The sequence below is a fragment of the Streptomyces sp. SDT5-1 genome (assembly GCF_052245995.1).
Lineage (GTDB): Bacteria > Actinomycetota > Actinomycetes > Streptomycetales > Streptomycetaceae > Streptomyces.
Genome location: NZ_CM125963.1, coordinates 1,947,132 through 1,966,739, shown reverse-complemented (window position 1 = coordinate 1,966,739; position 19,608 = coordinate 1,947,132). Strand labels below are relative to the sequence as shown.

General features: G+C 71.0%; 17 protein-coding genes. 14 read left to right on the top strand and 3 right to left on the bottom strand.

The window, feature by feature from the left end; all coding sequences use genetic code 11:
- Window positions 1–66 precede the first annotated feature (66 nt).
- On the bottom strand, window positions 67–1,299 hold the full coding sequence (locus ACTWJ8_RS09160; RefSeq protein WP_443263541.1) for a DUF349 domain-containing protein: 1,233 nt from the start codon (window positions 1,297–1,299) through the stop codon (window positions 67–69).
- A gap of 199 nt (window positions 1,300–1,498) precedes the next feature.
- Window positions 1,499–2,278 carry a peptidylprolyl isomerase gene (locus ACTWJ8_RS09155; protein WP_356385746.1) on the bottom strand — a complete coding sequence of 260 codons (780 nt, stop codon included), beginning with the start codon at window positions 2,276–2,278 and terminating at the stop codon, window positions 1,499–1,501.
- A 152-nt stretch (window positions 2,279–2,430) separates the two neighbouring features.
- On the opposite strand from ACTWJ8_RS09155, the gene ACTWJ8_RS09150 reads away from it, so the two are divergent.
- The 5 genes from ACTWJ8_RS09150 to rpsD all read left to right on the top strand — a co-directional run bounded on the left by ACTWJ8_RS09150 (window position 2,431) and on the right by rpsD (window position 7,658).
- The gene (locus tag ACTWJ8_RS09150; protein ID WP_443263540.1) at window positions 2,431–3,138 is read left to right on the top strand and encodes an MBL fold metallo-hydrolase; all 708 of its coding nucleotides are present in this window, start codon (window positions 2,431–2,433) and stop codon (window positions 3,136–3,138) included.
- Window positions 3,139–3,151: 13 nt separating this feature from the next.
- Window positions 3,152–4,414 (top strand): histidine--tRNA ligase, encoded by a 1,263-nt coding sequence (hisS, locus tag ACTWJ8_RS09145; RefSeq protein ID WP_356385740.1) that lies wholly within the window; start codon window positions 3,152–3,154, stop codon window positions 4,412–4,414.
- Window positions 4,415–4,607: 193 nt separating this feature from the next.
- Window positions 4,608–5,267, top strand: coding sequence for a vitamin K epoxide reductase family protein (locus ACTWJ8_RS09140; RefSeq protein WP_356385737.1), 660 nt, complete (start codon window positions 4,608–4,610; stop codon window positions 5,265–5,267).
- A gap of 49 nt (window positions 5,268–5,316) precedes the next feature.
- Window positions 5,317–6,684 (top strand): replication-associated recombination protein A, encoded by a 1,368-nt coding sequence (locus ACTWJ8_RS09135; protein ID WP_356385734.1) that lies wholly within the window; start codon window positions 5,317–5,319, stop codon window positions 6,682–6,684.
- A 359-nt stretch (window positions 6,685–7,043) separates the two neighbouring features.
- Window positions 7,044–7,658 (top strand): 30S ribosomal protein S4, encoded by a 615-nt coding sequence (gene rpsD, locus ACTWJ8_RS09130; RefSeq protein WP_356385731.1) that lies wholly within the window; start codon window positions 7,044–7,046, stop codon window positions 7,656–7,658.
- Between the two features lie 39 nt (window positions 7,659–7,697).
- On the opposite strand, the gene ACTWJ8_RS09125 is transcribed toward rpsD, so the two are convergent.
- Window positions 7,698–9,926: an ATP-binding protein gene (locus ACTWJ8_RS09125; protein WP_443263539.1), complete on the bottom strand. Its 2,229-nt coding sequence runs from the start codon at window positions 9,924–9,926 to the stop codon at window positions 7,698–7,700.
- Between the two features lie 184 nt (window positions 9,927–10,110).
- Here ACTWJ8_RS09125 and ACTWJ8_RS09120 point away from each other — a divergent pair, with 184 nt between their 5' ends.
- The 9 genes from ACTWJ8_RS09120 to aroB all read left to right on the top strand — a co-directional run bounded on the left by ACTWJ8_RS09120 (window position 10,111) and on the right by aroB (window position 19,491).
- The gene (locus tag ACTWJ8_RS09120) at window positions 10,111–10,509 is read left to right on the top strand and encodes a DUF948 domain-containing protein (RefSeq protein ID WP_356385725.1); all 399 of its coding nucleotides are present in this window, start codon (window positions 10,111–10,113) and stop codon (window positions 10,507–10,509) included.
- Between the two features lie 8 nt (window positions 10,510–10,517).
- Window positions 10,518–10,859, top strand: a complete 342-nt coding sequence (locus ACTWJ8_RS09115) for a DUF6167 family protein (protein WP_356385722.1) — start codon at window positions 10,518–10,520, stop codon at window positions 10,857–10,859.
- Window positions 10,859–13,531: an alanine--tRNA ligase gene (alaS, locus tag ACTWJ8_RS09110; protein ID WP_356385720.1), complete on the top strand. Its 2,673-nt coding sequence runs from the start codon at window positions 10,859–10,861 to the stop codon at window positions 13,529–13,531. The genes ACTWJ8_RS09115 and alaS overlap by 1 nt, the downstream gene beginning before the upstream one ends.
- Window positions 13,531–13,995 (top strand): Holliday junction resolvase RuvX, encoded by a 465-nt coding sequence (gene ruvX, locus ACTWJ8_RS09105; RefSeq protein ID WP_356385717.1) that lies wholly within the window; start codon window positions 13,531–13,533, stop codon window positions 13,993–13,995. The genes alaS and ruvX overlap by 1 nt, the downstream gene beginning before the upstream one ends.
- Before the next feature lie 143 nt (window positions 13,996–14,138).
- Entirely contained in the window at window positions 14,139–15,761 is a 1,623-nt protein-coding gene (mltG, locus tag ACTWJ8_RS09100; RefSeq protein WP_356385714.1) for an endolytic transglycosylase MltG, read from the top strand.
- On the top strand, window positions 15,742–16,575 hold the full coding sequence (locus ACTWJ8_RS09095; RefSeq protein WP_356385711.1) for a shikimate dehydrogenase: 834 nt from the start codon (window positions 15,742–15,744) through the stop codon (window positions 16,573–16,575). Before mltG ends, ACTWJ8_RS09095 begins: the two co-directional genes overlap by 20 nt.
- A 131-nt stretch (window positions 16,576–16,706) precedes the next feature.
- The gene (gene aroC / locus ACTWJ8_RS09090) at window positions 16,707–17,891 is read left to right on the top strand and encodes a chorismate synthase (RefSeq protein WP_356385708.1); all 1,185 of its coding nucleotides are present in this window, start codon (window positions 16,707–16,709) and stop codon (window positions 17,889–17,891) included.
- Window positions 17,888–18,403, top strand: a complete 516-nt coding sequence (locus tag ACTWJ8_RS09085) for a shikimate kinase (RefSeq protein WP_356385705.1) — start codon at window positions 17,888–17,890, stop codon at window positions 18,401–18,403. The genes aroC and ACTWJ8_RS09085 overlap by 4 nt, the downstream gene beginning before the upstream one ends.
- Window positions 18,400–19,491, top strand: a complete 1,092-nt coding sequence (gene aroB, locus ACTWJ8_RS09080) for a 3-dehydroquinate synthase (RefSeq protein ID WP_356385702.1) — start codon at window positions 18,400–18,402, stop codon at window positions 19,489–19,491. Before ACTWJ8_RS09085 ends, aroB begins: the two co-directional genes overlap by 4 nt.
- Window positions 19,492–19,608 lie beyond the last annotated feature (117 nt).

Genomic DNA, 19,608 nt, shown 5'->3' with positions numbered 1-19,608 from the left:
CCCCGAGACGCAAGTACGGCCCCCGAGCACAGTGCTCGGGGGCCGTACTTGCGTCTCGGGTGGCCGCTAGCCGCCGAACTCGTGCAAGCCCTTCAGCGCCTGGTCAAGAAGCGCCTGGCGTCCGTCGAGCTCCTTCTGGAGCTTGTCCGCCTTCGCGTTGTTGCCCTGCGCGCGGGCCTGCTCGATCTGGCCCGTCAGCTTGTCGACGGCCGCCTGGAGCTGGCCGGTGAGGCCCTCCGCACGCGCCCGCGCCTCCGGGTTCGTACGCCGCCACTCGGCTTCCTCGGACTCCTGGATGGCGCGCTCCACGGCGTGCATCCGGCCCTCGACCTTCGGGCGGGCGTCCCGCGGCACGTGACCGATGGCCTCCCACCGCTCGTTGATCGAGCGGAACGCGGCGCGCGCCGACTTCAGGTCCTCGATCGGCAGCAGCTTCTCCGCCTCGTCTGCGAGCGCCTCCTTGAGCTTGAGGTTCTCGCCCTGCTCGGCGTCGCGCTCGGCGAACACCGCGCTGCGGGCCGCGAAGAAGACGTCCTGGGCGCCCCGGAAGCGGTTCCACAGGTCGTCCTCGTGCTCGCGCTGCGCGCGGCCCGCGGCCTTCCAGTCCGCCATCAGGTCGCGGTACCGGGCGGCCGTGGCCCCCCAGTCCGTCGAGTTCGACAGCGACTCGGCCTCCGCGACCAGCTTCTCCTTGGTCTTGCGGGCCTCCTCGCGCTGCGCGTCGAGCGAGGCGAAGTGGGCCTTGCGGCGCTTCGAGAAGGCAGAGCGGGCGTGCGAGAAGCGGTGCCACAGCTCGTCGTCCGACTTGCGGTCGAGGCGCGGCAGACCCTTCCAGGTGTCCACCAGGGCGCGCAGCCGCTCGCCGGCCGCCCGCCACTGCTCGGACTGCGCCAGCTCCTCCGCCTCGGTGACCAGCGCCTCCTTGGCGTGCCGCGCCTCGTCGGACTGCTTGGCCTTCTGGGCCTTGCGCTCCTCGCGGCGGGCCTCGACGTTCTCCACCAGCTTGTCGAGCCGCTTGCCGAGCGCGTCCAGGTCACCGATCGCATGCGCGTCCGTGACCTGCTCCCGCAGGTGCTCGATCGCCGTCATGGCGTCCTTGGCCGACAGGTCCGTCGTCTGCACCCGGCGTTCGAGGAGCCCGATCTCGACGACCAGGCCGTCGTACTTGCGCTTGAAGTAGGCAAGGGCCTCGTCGGGAGACCCGGCCTTCCACGAACCGACCTCACGCTCGGTGCCGTCGGCATTACGCACGTACACGGTCCCCGTCTCGTCGACGCGGCCCCACGGGTCGCTGCTCACAGCGCCTCCTCCACATGATGCCCGTGCGGGGCGTGGCGCCCCCGGCATCGTCCACAGTTTCCTGGCGGGCCCGGCCCGCCCTCCACAACGCGGCTCGAATCCGCGCTGTACGAAGCCAATCTAGGCGAACGGCCACCCCACTGTCCGCACTCAGCGCGGCTCAATTCCTGCGTACGCGCGCGTGGGGTGGCCTGCGGCCTCACTTCTTGGTGACGGTGGCCTTCTCGACCTTGACGGCCTTCTTCGGCGCCCCGTCCCCGGAGCCACCGGTGACACCCTTCGCGGCGACGTCCTGGACGACCTTCAGACCCTTGGCGTCCATGGTGCCCACCGGGGTGTACGTCGGCGTCAGCTTGCTGTCCTTGTAGACGAGGAAGAACTGGCTGCCGCCGGAGTCGGGCTGCCCGGTGTTGGCCATCGCCACCGTGCCCGCCTTGTACGTCACCGAGCCGTCCTTGGCCGGCTTGCCGAGGCCCTTCAGGTTCTCGTCCGGGATCGTGTACCCGGGACCGCCCGCGCCCGTGCCCTCCGGGTCGCCGCACTGCAGGACGTAGATGCCCTGCGTGGTGAGGCGGTGGCACTTCGTCCCGTCGAAGAAGCCCTTGTCGGCGAGGTGCTTGAACGAGTTCACGGTGTGCGGGGTCTTCGCCGCGTCCATGGCGACCGTGATGTCGCCGGCGCTCGTCTTGAGGGCCATGTCGTACGCGGCCTTCTTGTCGATCGCCATCTTCGGCTCGGACGCCTTCTTGCTCGGCGAGGCCGACGGGCTGGCCTCCGCGCCCGCGGTGTCCTTCTTGTCGTCACCGCTGAAGGCCCCGGCGGCGTACGCACCACCGGTGCCGAGGACGGCCACCGCGAGCACGGAGGCGATCACGGTGTTGCGGGTGCGCGCCTTGCGTCGAGCGGACTCGCGCCGCTGCTGCTGGCGCAGGAACTTCTCCCGGGCGAGCTGACGCTGCCGCTGATCCTTGCTGACCACCGGGTCTTCTCCTCGTACGTCTCGTGACCTCGTGGGGCCCCTGTTGGTGCCCCGTACCGTATACGGGTTCGCTGTGGAAACGGCCGCGCCGGTAGGCTCTGAGGCGCCGCATTCCGTTTGGACGACGGTTCCACGACATACGAAGGACGATTGTGCTGATTGCCGGGTTCCCCGCCGGGGCCTGGGGCACCAACTGTTATCTGGTTGCCCCCGCCGCGGGTGAGGAGTGCGTGATCATCGACCCGGGCCACCAGGCCGCCGAGGGAGTCGAGGAAGCGCTCAGGAAGCACCGCCTCAAGCCGGTGGCGGTCGTCCTCACGCACGGGCACATCGACCATGTCGCCTCGGTCGTCCCGGTCTGCGGGGCGCACGACGTCCCGGCCTGGATCCACCCCGAGGACCGCTACATGATGAGCGACCCGGAGAAGGGCATCGGCCGCGCCATCGGCATGCCGCTCATGGGCGAGCTGTCCGTGGGGGAGCCGGACGACGTGCGGGAGCTGTCCGACGGCGCCGAGCTGAAGCTCGCCGGGCTCGACTTCAGCGTCGCGCACGCGCCGGGCCATACCAAGGGGTCGGTGACCTTCAGGATGCCCGAGGCGGCGGACGTCCCGTCCGTCTTCTTCTCGGGCGACCTGCTGTTCGCCGGCTCCATCGGACGCACCGACCTTCCCGGTGGCTCCATGGACGACATACTCGAATCGCTGGCCCGCGTGTGCCTGCCGCTCGACGACTCGACCGTGGTGCTGTCCGGACACGGCTCCCAGACGACCATCGGCCAGGAGCGCGCCACCAACCCGTATCTGCGGCAGGTGGCCGCCGGCCAGGGACCCTCCACCGGTCCCCGACGAGGAATGTGACGAGAAACCTCCCGTGAGTACCTTCCAGGCCCCCAAGGGCACCTACGACCTGCTTCCGCCGGACTCCGCAACGTACCTCGCGGTCCGCGAGGCGATCTCCGCCCCGCTGCGGAACTCCGGCTACGGCTACATCGAGACGCCCGGCTTCGAGAACGTCGAGCTCTTCGCGCGCGGTGTCGGCGAGTCCACCGACATCGTCACCAAGGAGATGTACGCCTTCGAGACCAAGGGCGGCGACAGGCTCGCCCTCCGTCCCGAGGGCACCGCCTCCGTGCTGCGCGCCGCCCTGGAGGCCAACCTCCACAAGGCGGGCAACCTCCCGGTCAAGCTCTGGTACTCGGGCTCGTACTACCGCTACGAGCGCCCCCAGAAGGGCCGCTACAGGCACTTCTCCCAGGTCGGCGCCGAGGCCATCGGCGCCGAGGACCCGGCCCTGGACGCCGAGCTGATCATCCTGGCCGACCAGGCGTACCGCTCGCTCGGCCTGCGGAACTTCCGCATCCTGCTGAACTCGCTCGGCGACAAGGAGTGCCGCCCCGTCTACCGGGAGGCGCTCCAGACCTTCCTGCGCGGCCTCGACCTCGACGAGGAGACCCTGCGCCGCGCCGAGATCAACCCGCTGCGCGTCCTCGACGACAAGCGGCCCGACGTCCAGAAGCAGCTCACCGACGCACCGCTGCTGCGCGACTACCTGTGCGACGCCTGCAAGGCGTACCACGAGCAGGTGCGCGAGCTGCTCACCGCCGAGGGCGTCGCCTTCGAGGACGACGAGAAGCTGGTCCGCGGGCTCGACTACTACACCCGCACCACCTTCGAGTTCGTCCACGACGGCCTCGGCTCGCAGTCCGCGGTCGGCGGCGGCGGCCGCTACGACGGCCTCTCCGAGATGATCGGCGGCCCTTCGCTGCCGTCCGTCGGCTGGGCCCTCGGCGTCGACCGTACGGTCCTCGCGCTCCAGGCGGAGGGCGTCGAGCTCGAACTGCCCGCCACCACCAGCGTGTTCGCGGTGCCGCTCGGCGACGAGGCGCGGCGCGTCCTCTTCGCCAAGGTGACCGAGCTGCGCAAGGCCGGGATCTCGGCCGACTTCTCCTTCGGCGGCAAGGGCCTCAAGGGCGCCATGAAGAACGCCAACCGCTCGGGCGCCCGCTTCACGCTCGTCGCCGGCGAGCGGGACCTCGCCGACGGTGTCGTGCAGCTCAAGGACATGGAGTCCGGCGAGCAGGACGCCGTCGCGGTCGACGACGTCGTCGGCGTGCTCACCGCGAAGCTGAAGTAGCGCCCCGCGTACGGCTCACAGCCGGCGCACAGCCTGTGTTCGAGGCCCCGGAACTCTGTTCCGGGGCCTCGAACAATTTCGCCCCGTGAGGCGTACATGCTTATGTCCAACGAACGGTGGACACGGGGGCCGGTGCGGCACAATGAGCACGACCGCAGCACCCCACTCGCGTACTCACCTACGGATCGGCGTGATGAGCAAGACGACCCCAGCAAGCGACACCGTGTCCCGCGACAGCGGTGCGTCCCGCGACAGCGGTGCCGAGCCCGCATCCCGCTCCGTCGGCGGCAGCATGGCCTTCGGGCTGCTGCTGGTGATCACAGGAGCCGCCGGGCTGCTCGCCTCCTGGGTCATCACCCTCGACAAGCTCAAGCTGGCCGAGGACCCGAACTTCACGCCGGGCTGCTCCATCAACCCGGTCATCTCCTGCGGCAACATCATGAAGAGCGACCAGGCGACGGCGTTCGGCTTCCCGAACCCGTGGCTCGGCCTCGTCACCTACGGCATCGTGATCTGCGTCGGCATGAGCCTGCTGGCCCGCGCCCGGTTCCCGCGCTGGTACTGGCTGACCTTCAACTTCGGCTGCCTCTTCGGCGTCTGCTTCGTGTCCTGGCTGCAGTTCCAGTCCCTGTACCGGATCAACGCGCTGTGCCTGTGGTGCTGCCTGGCCTGGGTCGCCACCATCCTGATGTTCTGGTACGTCACGTCGTCCAACGTCCGCAACGGTTTCCTGCCCGCGCCGCGCGGGGTCCGGACGTTCTTCGAGGACTTCACCTGGGCGCTGCCCGTCCTGCACATCGGCATCATCGCCGTCCTGATCTTCACGCGCTGGGGCTCCACCCTCTGGGCCTGAGCGGCCCGCGCCCGCGGCGTTGTCAGTGGCGTGACTTAGGGTTTTGACCGTGGAAGCCGACCTGTTCACCGCCGCAGCCGAAGACCGCCAGGAGAAGGACCCGTCCGCCAGCCCCCTGGCCGTCCGGATGCGCCCGCGCACCCTCGACGAGGTCGTCGGCCAGCAGCACCTGCTCAAGCAGGGTTCGCCGCTGCGCCGCCTCGTCGGCGAGGGCGGGTCTGGCCCCGCCGGAGCCTCCTCGGTGATCCTCTGGGGCCCGCCCGGCATCGGCAAGACCACGCTCGCGTACGTGGTGTCGAAGGCGACGAACAAGCGGTTCGTGGAGCTGTCCGCGATCACCGCGGGCGTCAAGGAAGTACGCGCCGTCATCGAGGGCGCCCGCCGCGCCCTGGGCGCGCACGGCAAGGACACCGTCCTCTTCCTCGACGAGATCCACCGCTTCAGCAAGGCCCAGCAGGACTCCCTGCTGCCCGCCGTCGAGAACCGCTGGGTGACGCTGATCGCGGCGACCACGGAGAACCCGTACTTCTCGGTGATCTCCCCGCTGCTCTCCCGCTCCCTGCTGCTCACGCTCGAGCCGCTCACCGACGACGACCTGCGCGGCCTCCTCGACCGCGCGCTCACCGAGGACCGCGGCCTCGACGGAGCGGTCACCCTCGACGAGGACGCGCGGGACCACATCCTGCGGGTGGCCGGCGGCGACGCCCGGCGGGCCCTCACCGCCCTGGAAGCGGCGGCGGGAGCGGCCATCGCCAAGGGCGAGGAGACCATCACCCTCGAAAGCGTCGAGGAGTCCGTCAACCGCGCGGCGGTGACGTACGACAAGGGCGGGGATCAGCACTACGACGTGGCGAGCGCCCTCATCAAGTCCATCCGCGGTTCGGACGTGGACGCGGCGCTGCACTACCTGGCCCGGATGATCGAGGCGGGCGAGGACCCCCGGTTCATCGCCCGCCGCCTGATGATCTCCGCGAGCGAGGACATCGGCCTCGCCGACCCGACGGCCCTGCCGACCGCCGTCGCCGCCGCCCAGGCCGTCGCGATGATCGGCTTCCCGGAGGCGGCGCTCACCCTCAGTCACGCGACGATCGCCCTGGCCCTCGCCCCGAAGTCCAACGCGGCGACGACCGCGATCGGCGCCGCCATGGAGGACGTCCGCAAGGGCCTCGCGGGCCCCGTCCCCCCGCACCTGCGCGACGGCCACTACAAGGGCGCCGCCAAGCTGGGCCACGCGCAGGGCTATGTGTACCCGCACGACGTGCCCGGCGGCATCGCCGCCCAGCAGTACGCCCCGGACGCCATCGCCGACCGCCGCTACTACCAGCCGACGCGCTACGGGGCGGAGGCCCGGTACGCGGACGTGGTGGAGCGGGTCCGCGAGCGGCTCAAGGGCCCGGGGACGGAGGGGTCCGCCTGATCCGGTAGACTGCTGCGAAGTGCTGTGTCCCGTGCCCGGGATCCCGAAAGGGAGACCGGCACCACCAGAGCGGGACATCAAGCCGGATCCCCCGAACCGCACGGCGTAGAAACCGCGCGGCACAGGAGATCCAGGAGCGTCGCGCACCTTCGAAGGTGTCGCGGGCAGCCCACCACCCGTTCCGCCCGCGAGGGCCGGGGACACGGTCGGTGGGCCACTCGCGTGCTGCACGTATGTGCCCAGATCCGGGAGCGGCTGCCCTGTTCACCTCGGTGAGAAGGGTTTCCCGGGCTGCGGATGCGACCTCCCCGAACCCTGGTGAAGCCGTATTCGCATCAGAAACATGAGGTGTTTGGTTCATGGCGAACCAGTCCCGCCCCAAGGTCAAGAAGTCGCGTGCCCTCGGCATCGCGCTGACCCCGAAGGCCGTCAAGTACTTCGAGGCCCGCCCCTACCCGCCGGGCGAGCACGGCCGCGGCCGCAAGCAGAACTCGGACTACAAGGTCCGTCTGCTCGAGAAGCAGCGTCTGCGCGCCCAGTACGACCTGAGCGAGAAGCAGATCGCGCGCGCCTACGAGCGTGCCAAGAAGGTCGAGGGCAAGACGGGCGAGGCGCTCGTCGTCGAGCTCGAGCGTCGTCTCGACGCCCTGGTTCTCCGTTCGGGCATCGCCCGCACGATCTACCAGGCCCGTCAGATGGTCGTGCACGGCCACATCGAGGTCAACGGCCAGAAGGTCGACAAGCCCTCGTTCCGTGTCCGTCCCGACGACGTCGTGATGGTCCGTGAGCGCAGCCGCAACAAGCCGCTGTTCCAGGTCGCGCGTGAGGGCGGCTTCGCCCCCGAGGGCGAGACCCCGCGTTACCTCCAGGTCAACCTGAAGGCCCTGGCCTTCCGCCTGGACCGTGACCCGAACCGCAAGGAGATCCCCGTGGTCTGCGACGAGCAGCTCGTCGTCGAGTACTACGCCCGCTAAACCGGATCCCCGGTTCGCGGACGTAGTACCACCTGCGTTTCAGCCCGCCGTCTCCCCGCCCCTACGGGTGCGGGAGGTGGCGGGTTCGCGTGTGTCGGGGACCGGTTCCGCGGGTCGGGGCCGTGGCACCGCCGCGGCCCGAGCGGGCCGCCGACCGCTGCCGAGCGCCCGCGCCACCGCCTCGTCGAGCCCCAACTCCTCGCCCGTACGCGCCAGTTCGGCGAAGCGGGCGTCGCCGAGCGCCTGCCGCGCCCGCCTCTCGCACCGCTCGTGCGGCGCGTTGTAGTGCGCCGAACCGAACAGCGGCAGCCCCACCGACGTCCACATCCGGGCCGCGGCCCCCTGGAGCACCGCGGCCTCCGCGGCGTCCCCCTCCTCGACCGTGACCAGCGCGAGCAGCTCGAGCGCCAGCACCGTGCCCAGCAGATCGTGGAACTCGTGGTCGATGGCCAGGCACTCGTCGAGCAGCGCCCGCGCCTGACCGAGCCGGCCCTCCGTCCACCGCGCGTACGCCAGCACGTACAGCGCGTACGCGAGCGTCCAGCGCTCCCCGTGGTCCTCGCACACCTGCCGTACGTCCGTGCACAGCGCCACGGCCTGCGCCAGGTCGCCCTGGAACGCGACCGCCATCGCCAGCTCGACCTGACCCATCAGGACGTTGCTGTTCAGCTCGCCGATCTCCCGGTAGTCCGCGAGCGCGCTGCGCAGCCACTCCTCGGCGCGCGGCAGATCGTCCGTGACCAGCGCGAGACAGCCCGTGCGGTGCACCGCGTACGCGAGCGCCGTCGCGTCGCCCGCCCGCTCCGCCTCCTCGCGGCACTCCTGCAGCGCGGCGAGCGCGGGCACGGTGTCGCCCTGGAGGATCGCGACGTAGCCGAGCACCCACAGCGCCTTGAGGCGCGAGGCCTCGTACTCCAGGTCCCCGGCACCGGGCCCGCCGCCGTCGGGGTCGGCGTCGCGCCCCACGCTGCGGTCCAGCCAGTGCCGCCCCTCGGCGAGCCGCCCGCAGCCCGCCCAGTAGAACCACAGCGTGCCCGCCAGGTACTGGCCCAGATACGTCTCGCCCGGCTCGGTCAGGCAGTGCTCGAGGGCCGCCCGCAGATTCGGCAGCTCCGCCTCGATGCGGGCCGCCACCTCGCTCTGCCGCGGCGAGAACCAGTCCAGCTCGCACCAGGTCGCGAGCCCCATGTACCAGTCGCGGTGCCTGCGCCGCATCCGGCGGCCGTCGCCCAGGTCGTCCAGCCACTCCGCCCCGTACGCGCGGACCGTGTCGAGCATCCGGTAGCGCGCCCCGCCCCGCGCCTCCTCGCGCACCACCACGGACTGCGCGAGCAGCGCGTCGAGCACGTCGAGGACGTCGTCCGCGGCAAGGCCCTCGCCCCCGCACACGTACTCCGCCGCCTCCAGATCGAACGAGCCGGAGAACACCGACAGGCGCGCCCACAGCAACCGCTCCCGCGGCGTGCACAGTTCGTGGCTCCAGCCGATCGTGGTGCGCAGCGTCTGGTGGCGCGGCAGCGCGTCCCTGCCGCCGCCCCGCAGCAGCCGGAACCGATCGTCGAGCCGCTCCACCAGCTGCCCCGGCGACAGCGCCCGCAGCCGGCCCGCCGCCAGCTCCACCGCGAGCGGCAGCCCGTCCAGGCGGCGGCACACCTCCAGCACGTCGACCCGGGTGCGCCCGTCCCGCTCGAACCACGGCAGCAGCGCCGCCGCCCGGTCCGCGAACAGCTCGGCCGCGTCCGCCGGCGTCAGCGGTGCCAGCGGGAACACCCGCTCCCCGTCGACCGCCAGCGGCCTGCGGCCCACCGCGACCACCCGAAGCCCCGGCGCCGCGCGCAGCAGATCCCGTACGAGCGCGGCGCACGCGTCGACGAGGTGCTCGAAGCCGTCGAGCACCAGGACGATCCCGCGCTCCGCGAGATGGTCGACCAGGACCTGCCGGGGCGGGCGCGTGGTGTGGTCGGTCAGGCCGAGCGCCTCGGCCAGCGTGTACTCGACGAGCTCCGGGAGCCGCACATCGGCCAGCTCCACCCGCCACACCCCGTCGGGGCACAGCTCCCTCGGCACGTGGGCCGCGGCGCGCGCGACGAAGCGGGACTTGCCGACGCCCCCGACCCCGGTGACGGTGACGAGGCGACCGGCCTCCAGGGCCGCCACCAGCGCGGTGACCTCGGCGGCGCGACCGACGAAGCGGTTCACCTCGTGGGGCAGATTGCCGGGGCGCGGGGGACTCGCGGGGACATCGGTGGGGTGCGAAGGGCGTCGCATAGACCACAGAGCGTACTCAGCCGTGTGCGGCCCGTACAATCGCTCTTTCGATTCACCGCCGCCCGGGAGGCGAATGCGGTACGGAGCGCGGCGGTGGGCGCGATAGGCTCGGGGCACGACTTTTCGATGTTCAGCAGCTGTGCGTTCGTACAGAGCTTTCGGCAGAGCTAGGGAGCGGTGCCAAGTGTCCGGTGGAGAGGTTGCCGGGATCCTGGTGGCTGTCTTCTGGGCGATCCTGGTCTCCTTCCTCGCGGTGGCGCTCGTGAGGCTGGCCCAGACGCTCAGGGCCACCACCAAGCTGGTCGCGGACGTGACCGAACAGGCCGTCCCGCTGCTCGCCGACGCGTCCGCCGCGGTGCGCTCCGCGCAGACCCAGATCGACCGCGTCGACTCGATCGCCTCTGACGTCCAGGAAGTCACGTCGAACGCGTCGGCGCTCTCCTCCACCGTGGCCTCCACCTTCGGCGGCCCGCTGGTCAAGGTGGCCGCGTTCGGCTACGGGGTGCGCCGCGCCATCGGCGGCCGGGGCAAGGACGCGCCCGCCAAGCAGCCGCGTCGTACCGTGATCGTGAAGAGGGACTGACCGACGACATGTTCCGCCGTACGTTCTGGTTCACCGCGGGCGCAGCCGCCGGCGTCTGGGCCACCACCAAGGTCAACCGCAAGCTCAAGCAGCTGACGCCGGAGAGTCTTGCGGCCCAGGCCGCCAACAAGGCGGTCGAGGCGGGGCACAAGCTCAAGGACTTCGCCCTCGACGTCCGCGACAACATGGCGGAGCGCGAGGCCGAGCTCGGCGACGCGCTCGGCATCAGCGAGCGCCCCGAGCCGGACGAGCTGCCGCAGCGCCGCTTCGCGGTCATTCAGAACACCAAGCAACCCAAGTACCTCGAGAACACCAGGTACTCGATCAACAACCGGAATGAGGACCACTGATGGAGTCGGCTGAAATCCGTCGCCGCTGGCTGAGCTTCTTCGAGGAGCGTGGCCACAAGGTCGTGCCCTCGGCGTCGCTCATCGCGGACGACCCGACTCTGCTGCTCGTCCCCGCAGGCATGGTCCCGTTCAAGCCCTACTTCCTGGGCGAGGTCAAGCCGCCCGCGCCGCGCGCCACCTCGGTGCAGAAGTGCGTGCGCACGCCGGACATCGAAGAGGTCGGCAAGACGACCCGCCACGGCACGTTCTTCCAGATGTGCGGCAACTTCTCCTTCGGCGACTACTTCAAGGAAGGCGCCATCAAGTACGCCTGGGAGCTGCTCACCACGCCCCAGGACAAGGGTGGTTACGGCCTGGAGCCCGAGAAGCTCTGGATCACCGTCTACCTCGACGACGACGAGGCCGAGCGCATCTGGCACGAGGTCGTCGGCGTGCCGAAGGAGCGCATCCAGCGCCTCGGCAAGAAGGACAACTTCTGGTCCATGGGCGTCCCCGGACCCTGCGGCCCGTGCTCGGAGATCAACTACGACCGCGGCCCCGAGTTCGGCGAGGAGGGCGGCCCGCTCGTCAACGACGAGCGCTACGTGGAGATCTGGAACCTGGTCTTCATGCAGTACGAGCGCGGCGCCGGCATCGGCAAGGAGGACTTCGAGATCCTCGGCGACCTGCCGTCGAAGAACATCGACACGGGTCTCGGCCTCGAGCGTCTCGCCATGATCCTCCAGGGCGTCCAGAACATGTACGAGACGGACACCCTGCGCGTCATCATCGACAAGGCCACCGAGCTGACCGGTGTCCGCTACGGCGAGAAGCACGAGTCGGACGTCTCGCTCCGCGTCGTCGCCGACCACATGCGCACGTCGACGATGCTCATCGGCGACGGCGTCACGCCCGGCAACGAGGGCCGCGGCTACGTGCTGCGCCGCATCATGCGCCGCGCCATCCGCAACATGCGCATCCTCGGCGCCACCGGTCCCGTCGTGCAGGAGCTGCTCGACGTCGTGATCAACACGATGGGGCAGCAGTACCCGGAGCTGATCACCGACCGCAAGCGCATCGAGCAGGTCGCGCTCGCCGAGGAGGCCGCGTTCCTCAAGGCCCTCAAGGGCGGCACGAACATCCTGGACACCGCCGTCACCGAGACGAAGGCCGCCGGCAAGACGGTCCTCGCCGGCGACAAGGCGTTCCTGCTCCACGACACGTGGGGCTTCCCGATCGACCTCACCCTCGAAATGGCGGCCGAGCAGGGCCTGTCCGTGGACGAGGACGGCTTCCGGCGCCTGATGAAGGAGCAGCGGGAGCGCGCCAAGGCGGACGCCCAGGCCAAGAAGACGGGCCATGCGAACGTCGGCGCGTACCGCGAGATCGCCGACGCCTCCGGTGCCACGGACTTCATCGGCTACTCCGCCACCGAGGGCGAGTCCCGCGTCGTCGGCCTCCTGGTCAACGGCGTCTCCTCGCCCGCCGCCACCGAGGGCGACGAGGTCGAGGTCGTCCTCGACCGCACCCCGTTCTACGCCGAGGGCGGCGGCCAGATCGGCGACACCGGCCGCATCAAGCTCGACAACGGCGCGGTCATCGAGGTCCGCGACTGCCAGAAGCCGGTCCCCGGCGTGTACGTCCACAAGGGCACCGTCCAGGTCGGCGAGGTGACCGTCGGCGCCCCCGCCCAGGCGGTCATCGACGTGACCCGGCGCCGCGCCATCGCCCGCGCGCACTCCGCCACGCACCTCACGCACCAGGCGCTGCGCGACGCGCTCGGCCCGACAGCCGCGCAGGCCGGCTCCGAGAACCAGCCGGGCCGCTTCCGCTTCGACTTCGGTTCCCCGTCCGCCGTCCCGACGGCCGTGATGACCGACGTCGAGCAGAAGATCAACGAGGTGCTCGCCCGCGAGCTCGACGTCCAGGCCGAGGTCATGGGCATCGACGAGGCGAAGAAGCAGGGCGCCATCGCCGAGTTCGGCGAGAAGTACGGCGAGCGCGTCCGCGTCGTCACCATCGGCGACTTCTCCAAGGAGCTGTGCGGCGGCACCCACGTGCACAACACCGCCCAGCTCGGCCTGGTGAAGCTGCTCGGCGAGTCGTCGATCGGCTCCGGCGTGCGCCGCATCGAGGCCCTCGTCGGCGTCGACGCGTACAACTTCCTCGCCAAGGAGCACACGGTCGTCGCCCAGCTCCAGGAGCTGATCAAGGGCCGCTCCGAGGAGCTGCCCGAGAAGGTCTCCGCGATGCTCGGCAAGCTGAAGGACGCCGAGAAGGAGATCGAGAAGTTCCGCGCGGAGAAGGTCCTGCAGGCCGCCGCCGGTCTCGCCGAGGGCGCCAAGGACGTCCGCGGCGTCGCCGTCGTCACCGGCCAGGTCCCGGACGGCACCACCGCCGACGACCTGCGCAAGCTGGTCCTCGACGTGCGGGGCCGCATCCAGGGCGGCCGCGCCGCTGTGGTCGCGCTCTTCACCACGGTCAACGGCAAGCCGCTCACGGTCATCGCCACGAACGACGCCGCGCGCGACCGCGGCCTCAAGGCCGGCGACCTGGTCCGTACGGCCGCGAAGACCCTCGGCGGCGGTGGCGGCGGCAAGCCCGACGTCGCGCAGGGCGGCGGCCAGAACCCGGCCGCGATCGGCGACGCCATCGACGCCGTCGAGCGCCTCGTCGCGGAGACCGCGAACTGATGCGCCGAGGCCGCCGGTTGGCGATCGACGTCGGCGACGCCCGGATCGGGGTCGCGTCCTGCGACCCCGACGGGATCCTCGCCACGCCGGTGGAGACCGTGCCGGGACGCGACGTCCCGGCCGCCCACCGGCGGCTGAAGCAGATCGTCGAGGAGTACGAGCCGATCGAGATCGTCGTCGGGCTCCCTCGCTCCCTCAAGGGCGGCGAGGGGCCCGCGGCCACGAAGGTCCGCGGCTTCGCGCAGGAACTCGCCCGGGGCGTGGCACCCGTTCCAGTGAGATTGCTGGACGAGAGGATGACCACAGTGACGGCCAGTCAGGGGCTGCGCGCCAGCGGCGTTAAGTCCAAAAAGGGCCGCTCTGTCATCGACCAGGCCGCCGCCGTCATCATCCTCCAGCAGGCCCTGGAGTCCGAACGGGCGTCAGGTAAAGCTCCGGGCGAGGGCGTCGAAGTGGTCATCTGATCGCGATACGGTAACGTTCCGCGCGACCGGCGGTGTTCGAATAGCCGCCGCACAGCATCAAGAGGCGGAACGGTTGCCCTTCCTGGTCGGGCCATCCTGATCGGACACCGGCGCACCCCCGCCTCGCGGCTTGTAGGGGACCGATGACTGAGTATGGCCGGGGCCAAGGCTCCGAACCGTGGCATCCCACGGACCCTCTCTACGGGGACCAGGGATGGGGGCAGCAGGCCGGACACGGCCAGGCTGCCTACGGCGGCCAGGGGCAGTACGACCCGCAGCAGGCATACGGCGGTGACTGGGACACCAGCGGTCAGCAGGGCTACGGCTACGGCCAGGACCCCGGTTACGGACAGCAGGCGTACGGCGGCGGGCAGGGCCAGGGCGGCCAGGGCGGCTGGGACACCGGCTCCCAGGCCCAGCCCCCGTACGGTGTGGACCCCGCCGATCCGTACGGCACGGGGCAGCACGCCGCGTACACCGGCGAGGAGCCGGACTACTACCACACGCCCGGCGCCTACCCGCCGCCGGAGCCGCCCGGCAGGCGCCGCCCACCGGAGCCGGACACCGGCTGGGACGCGGGCCCCGACCAGGGCGAGGAAGCGTTCTTCAACGGCGGGGGCGACGACGAGGACGAGTACGACGAGGGGCGCGGCGGTCGTCGCGGCCGCGGCGGCAAGAAGCCCAAGAAGCGGCGCAGCGGCTGCGCCTGCCTGGTCCTGACGGCCATCTTCGCGGCCGGCGTCGGCGGCGTCGGCTACTTCGGCTACCAGTTCTACCAGGACCGATTCGGCGCGGCCCCCGACTACGCGGGCAGCGGCAACGGCGAGCAGGTCACCGTCGTCATCCCCAAGGGCTCCGGCGGCTACACCATCGGCCAGAAGCTCAAGGACGCCGGCGTCGTGCAGAGCGTCGACGCGTTCGTCGCCGCCCAGTCGGCCGACCCCAAGGGCAAGGCGATCCAGGACGGCGCGTACGTCATGGAGAAGCAGATGTCCGCCGCGAGCGCGGTCGACATGCTGCTCAGCCCCACGGCCCGCGCCAACCTCACGATCCCCGAGGGCACCCGCAACGCCGCGGTCTACGCGCAGATCGACAAGAAGCTGAAGGTCGCCAAGGGCACCACGGCCAAGGTCGCCAAGAAGGACTACAAGGACCTCGGCCTGCCCGACTGGGCGACGAACCGCCCCGGCGTGAAGGACCCGCTGGAGGGCTTCCTCTACCCGTCGAGCTACGCGGCCGCCAAGGGCATGAAGCCCGAGGAGGTCCTGAAGGACATGGTCGCGCGGGCCAGCGACAAGTACGAGAAGCTCGACCTCGAGGGCGAGGCCAAGAAGCTCAAGCTCGACAACCCGTGGCAGGTGCTCACCGTCGCGAGCCTCGTCCAGGCCGAGGGCAAGACGCACGACGACTTCCGCAGGATGGCCGAGGTCGTCTACAACCGCCTCAAGCCGACGAACACGGAGACCAACCAGCTCCTCCAGTTCGACTCGACGTTCAACTACCTGAACAAGCAGAGCAACATCAACATCAGCGAGTCCGAGATCAACAGCAACAAGGACCCGTACAACACCTACACGCGCAAGGGACTGCCGCCGGGCCCGATCGGCAACCCCGGCGACGTCGCCCTCGCCGCGACGCTCAACCCGACGAGCGACGGCTGGATCTACTTCGTGGCGACCGACGGCATGCACAAGACGGAGTTCGCGAAGACCAACGCCGAGTTCGAAAGGCTCAAGGAAAAGTTCAATGCCAGCCAGGCCAACTGACGTGCGCAGGGCGGCGGTTCTCGGATCGCCCATCGCCCACTCCCTCTCGCCGCAGCTGCACATCGCGGCGTACCGGGCGCTCGGCATGGACGACTGGAGGTACGACCGGTTCGAGACCGACGAGGCGGCGCTGCCCGCGTTCCTCGCCGGACTCGGCCCGGAGTGGGCGGGCCTCTCGCTGACCATGCCGCTCAAGCGGGCCGTGATCCCGCTGCTCGACGAGATCACCGAGACCGCGCGCTCCGTCGAGGCCGTGAACACCGTGGTGCTGCGCCCCGACGGACGGAAGGTCGGCGACAACACCGACATCCCCGGGCTCGTCGCGGCGCTGCACGAGCGCGGCGTGGAGAAGGTCGAATCGGCGGCGATCCTCGGCGCCGGCGCCACCGCGTCCTCCGCGCTCGCCGCGCTCTCCCGGATCTGCACCGGCGAGGTCGTCACCTACGTACGCAGCGAACAGCGCGCCGACGAGATGCGCGGCTGGGGCGAGCGCCTCGGCGTCCAGGTCCGCACCGCCGACTGGTCCGACGCGGCCCGCGCCTTCGAGTCGCCGCTGGTCATCGCCACGACACCGAAGGGTGGCACCGACCACCTCGCGGACTCCGTCCCCGACGGCGTCGGCACCCTCTTCGACGTCCTCTACGACCCGTGGCCCACGCCGCTCGCCGCCGCCTGGCAGGCCCGCGGCGGGGCGGTGCTCAGCGGGCTCGACCTCCTCGTCCACCAGGCCGTCTTCCAGTTCGAGCAGTTCACGGGGGACACCCGCCCCGTGCTCGACGCCATGCGCGAGGCGGGCGTGAAGGCGCTCGGCTGACCCTCCGCGCCGGGCCCTGGCGTGTGGCACGCGTCTCACGGGGCGTCCGCACCCCGGACACCCGAAACGCCGGGCTCCGCGGACGTGGGAGGATCGTTCCCATACACAGAGCGCGAGCATGAGGAGCACCGTTGAGCAGGTTGCGCTGGCTGACCGCGGGGGAGTCGCACGGCCCCGCACTCGTCGCGACGCTGGAGGGACTTCCCGCCGGCGTTCCGATCACCACGGAGATGGTGGCGGACCACCTGGCACGGCGCCGCCTCGGCTATGGCCGCGGAGCCCGGATGAAGTTCGAGCGCGACGAGGTCACCTTCCTCGGCGGCGTGCGCCACGGCCTGACCCTCGGCTCCCCGGTCGCGATCATGGTGGGCAACACCGAGTGGCCCAAGTGGGAGCAGGTCATGTCCGGTGACCCGGTCGACCCGGAGGTCCTCGAGGGCCTTGCCCGCAACGCGCCGCTGACCCGTCCCCGGCCCGGCCACGCCGACCTCGCCGGCATGCAGAAGTACGGCTTCGACGAGGCCCGCCCGATCCTGGAGCGCGCCTCCGCCCGCGAGACGGCCGCCCGTGTCGCTCTCGGCGCCGTCGCCCGGTCGTACCTCAAGGAGACGGCCGGCATCGAGATCGTCTCCCACGTCGTCGAGCTGTGCTCGGTCAAGGCCCCGCAGGGCGTCTACCCGACCCCCGCCGACGTCGAGAAGCTGGACGCCGACCCGCTGCGCTGCCTCGACGCCGACGCGTCGAAGCAGATGGTGGCCGAGGTCGACCAGGCCCACAAGGACGGCGACACGCTCGGCGGCGTCGTCGAGGTCCTCGCCTACGACGTGCCCGTCGGCCTCGGCTCGCACGTGCACTGGGACCGCAAGCTCGACGCCCGCCTGGCCGGCGCCCTCATGGGCATCCAGGCCATCAAGGGCGTCGAGATCGGCGACGGCTTCGACCTCGCCCGCGTGCCCGGCTCCAAGGCCCACGACGAGATCGTGAAGACCGACGAGGGCATCCGCCGCGTCTCCGGCCGCGCAGGCGGCACCGAGGGCGGCCTGTCCACCGGCGAGCTGCTGCGCGTGCGCGCCGCGATGAAGCCGATCGCGACCGTGCCGCGGGCCCTGCAGACCGTCGACGTCGCCACCGGCGAGGCCACGCAGGCCCACCATCAGCGCTCCGACGTCTCCGCCGTGCCGGCCGCCGGCATCGTCGCCGAGGCCATGGTCGCGCTCGTCCTCGCCGACGCGGTGGCCGAGAAGTTCGGCGGCGACAGCGTGCCGGAGACCCGGCGCAACGTCACCTCGTACCTCGACAACCTCCAGATCCGGTGACCGCCCCGCAGGTCGTCCTCGTCGGACCCATGGGCGTCGGCAAGTCGACGGTGGGCGCGCTGCTCGCCGAGCGGCTCGGCTGCGGCTACCGGGACACCGACGAGGACATCGTCACCGCACAGGGCCGCACCATCGCCGACATCTTCGTCGACGAGGGCGAGGCGCACTTCCGCGCCCTGGAGAAGGCGTCCGTCGCGACGGCGCTCGCCGAGCACGAGGGCGTGCTCTCGCTCGGCGGCGGCGCGATCCTCGACGCCGACACCCGCGCGCTGCTCAACGGGCACACCGTCGTCTACCTCTCGATGGACGTCGAGGAGGCCGCCAAGCGCACCGGCCTGAACGCGGCCCGCCCGCTGCTCGCCGTCAACCCGCGCAAGCAGTGGCGGGAGCTGATGGAGGCGCGCCGGCATCTGTACACCGAGGTCGCCCGGGTGGTCGTCGCCACCGACGGCCGCACCCCCGACGAGGTCGCCGAAGCCGTCCTCGACGCACTGGAGTTGAAGCAGGCATGAGTGAGGAAGTGACCCGTATCCACGTCGGCGGCACCGCCGGCACGGACCCGTACGAGGTCCTGGTGGGGCGCCAACTCCTGGGCGAGCTGGGCTCGTTGATCGGCGACAAGGTCAAGCGCGTCGCCGTGATCCACCCCGAGGCGCTCGCCGAGACCGGCGAGGCCCTGCGCGCCGACCTCGCCGACCAGGGCTACGAGGCCGTCGCCATCCAGGTGCCGAACGCCGAGGAGGCCAAGACCGCCGAGGTCGCCGCCTACTGCTGGAAGGCGCTCGGCCAGTCCAACTTCACCCGCTCCGACGTCGTCGTCGGCGTCGGCGGCGGCGCGACCACCGACCTCGCCGGTTTCGTGGCCGCGACCTGGCTGCGCGGCGTGCGCTGGATCGCCATCCCGACCACCGTGCTCGCCATGGTGGACGCGGCCGTCGGCGGCAAGACCGGCATCAACACCGCGGAGGGCAAGAACCTCGTCGGCTCCTTCCACCCGCCGACCGGCGTCCTGTGCGACCTGGCCGCCCTCGACTCGCTGCCCGTGCACGACTTCGTGTCCGGTCTCGCCGAGGTCATCAAGGCCGGGTTCATCGCCGACGAGCGGATCCTCGAACTCATCGAGGAGGACCCGGAGTCGGCCCGCACGCCCACCGGCAAGCACACCGCCGAGCTGATCGAGCGCGCCATCCGGGTCAAGGCCGAGGTCGTCTCCTCCGACCTCAAGGAGTCGGGCCTGCGCGAGATCCTCAACTACGGGCACACCCTCGCGCACGCCATCGAGAAGAACGAGCGGTACAAGTGGCGGCACGGCGCGGCCGTCTCCGTCGGCATGCACTTCGCCGCCGAACTCGGCCGCCTCGCGGGCCGCTTGGACGACGCGACGGCCGACCGCCACCGCACGGTCCTGGAGTCCGTGGGGCTGCCCCTGTCGTACCGCTACGACCAGTGGCCCAAGCTGCTGGAAACCATGAAGGTCGACAAGAAGTCCCGCGGCGACCTGCTGCGCTTCATCGTCCTCGACGGCCTCGGGCGGCCCACCGTCCTGGAGGGTCCCGACCCCGCGGTTCTGCTCGCCGCGTACGGCGAAGTGGCGGAATAGTCCCGTCCGTTCACGTTCGGGCACGTCGTGACGTCCCCGGCCGTTCACACAACGGCGGCCGGGGACGGTACCGTTCAGTAGCGCCCCGTTCGCCGGCGCCCAAGTGACCGTCGTACG

What these genes read in the sequence shown, in the direction of transcription:
- ACTWJ8_RS09140 (WP_356385737.1), top strand. Translation starts at nt 4,608, where the DNA reads ATGAGCAAGACGACCCCAGCAAGCGACACCGTGTCCCGCGACAGCGGT.
- rpsD (WP_356385731.1), top strand. Translation starts at nt 7,044, where the DNA reads ATGGCGAACCAGTCCCGCCCCAAGGTCAAGAAGTCGCGTGCCCTCGGC.
- ACTWJ8_RS09125 (WP_443263539.1), bottom strand. Translation starts at nt 9,926, where the DNA reads ATGCGACGCCCTTCGCACCCCACCGATGTCCCCGCGAGTCCCCCGCGC.
- ACTWJ8_RS09115 (WP_356385722.1), top strand. Translation starts at nt 10,518, where the DNA reads ATGTTCCGCCGTACGTTCTGGTTCACCGCGGGCGCAGCCGCCGGCGTC.
- alaS (WP_356385720.1), top strand. Translation starts at nt 10,859, where the DNA reads ATGGAGTCGGCTGAAATCCGTCGCCGCTGGCTGAGCTTCTTCGAGGAG.
- ruvX (WP_356385717.1), top strand. Translation starts at nt 13,531, where the DNA reads ATGCGCCGAGGCCGCCGGTTGGCGATCGACGTCGGCGACGCCCGGATC.
- mltG (WP_356385714.1), top strand. Translation starts at nt 14,139, where the DNA reads ATGACTGAGTATGGCCGGGGCCAAGGCTCCGAACCGTGGCATCCCACG.
- ACTWJ8_RS09095 (WP_356385711.1), top strand. Translation starts at nt 15,742, where the DNA reads ATGCCAGCCAGGCCAACTGACGTGCGCAGGGCGGCGGTTCTCGGATCG.
- aroB (WP_356385702.1), top strand. Translation starts at nt 18,400, where the DNA reads ATGAGTGAGGAAGTGACCCGTATCCACGTCGGCGGCACCGCCGGCACG.